The sequence below is a fragment of the uncultured Tenacibaculum sp. genome, from assembly GCF_947498805.1.
GTDB lineage: Bacteria > Bacteroidota > Bacteroidia > Flavobacteriales > Flavobacteriaceae > Polaribacter.
Genome location: NZ_CANMLT010000020.1, coordinates 1 through 1,197, shown reverse-complemented (window position 1 = coordinate 1,197; position 1,197 = coordinate 1). Strand labels below are relative to the sequence as shown.

Here is a 1,197-nt window from a genome sequence, read left to right as displayed (position 1 = left end):
TAATACTTCTCTGCCAAGTCAAACTCAAAATTATAGTAATGGGAATCGCCGAGTCTGCTCAATACCAAATAGGAATTATCTCCCTTCTCATTAATTACTTTATATAATTCTGCCGATTTCTTATACGCAAATTCATTAAAATATCTATCTGCAGCATACTTACGTTGCCCAAACGTAACTGTTGTAAATAGTATGCATATCATTATTTGTAGTGGTAGTATTCTCATCATCTTTACTTTGTTTAAAAGAATCTTGGTGATTTCGTTGCCAATTCTCTAAATATCTCCCATTTGATCATTAATTCATATGTCCCTGAATTGTAATTGCTATAATTTGAAGTCGTCAAATCATAAGCCAATCCTATGTGTAAGTTTTCTGTTGCCTGTAATCCAAGTAAAGCACTAATAGAGTCATCCCATCTCCATGCAGCCCCTGCTGTAAACTTTTCATTAAATAAAAAATTAGCTGAAACATCTAGTGACAAAGGTGCTCCACTTACAATCTTGGTTAATACTGCTGGCTTAAACTTGATACTCTCATTTAAATCAAAAACATAACCTCCTATAAAGAAAAAGTGCATTCGCTCTTCTGCTACGTCTCCCCCACTATTGGCATCATCATAATGTTCTGTTCTTATGATATTAGGAACAGCTCCTCCTATATACCATTTATCAGTATAGTAATAGATCCCTGCTCCAATCGTTGGTAAAAATCGATTGATATTCCCTTGTAAACTTTTATCATTTCTATCCTGAACCAGTCCTCTACTCCAATCTACATTTAAATGTCTCCCTCCTAATTTCAATCCGAATGATAAGTTTCCTTCATCACTAGTTCTTACTCTATAAGAAGCATTGATATCTAAAAAAATCTCTCTTGCTGGCCCAATTCTATCATTGGTAAGATTCACTCCCAATCCTACTCCACTATATCCAAGCGGAGTATCATAACTTAAAGTTTGAGTATCGGGTGCTCCATCAACTCCAACCCACTGTGTACGTCCTAAAAGGTTAATTATTGTGTGTCCACTGGATCCTGCATAAGCCGGATTTACACTCATTGTATTATACATATATTGTGTATACTGAGGGTCTTGCTGTGCATTGATGTTTAATTCGATAAACATCAATGCAATTACTGTATAGATATATCTTAATTTCATATTATTTTTTTATCTGTTAATGTATAACCATCCTA

Annotated in this window: 1 protein-coding gene and 1 pseudogene; both read right to left on the bottom strand. The window is 34.4% G+C overall.

Annotated elements, in window-relative coordinates; genetic code table 11:
* Nucleotides 1-230 (bottom strand): annotated as a pseudogene (locus tag Q0873_RS18155) (hypothetical protein); the annotation flags it as partial.
* Nucleotides 231-241: 11 nt separating this feature from the next.
* Nucleotides 242-1,162, bottom strand: coding sequence for a type IX secretion system membrane protein PorP/SprF (locus tag Q0873_RS18150; protein ID WP_299110209.1), 921 nt, complete (start codon nt 1,160-1,162; stop codon nt 242-244).
* Between the last annotated feature and the right edge of the window lie 35 nt (nt 1,163-1,197).

Coding starts and splice junctions, on each gene's coding strand:
- Q0873_RS18150 (WP_299110209.1), bottom strand. CDS start 1,162: ATGAAATTAAGATATATCTATACAGTAATTGCATTGATGTTTATCGAA.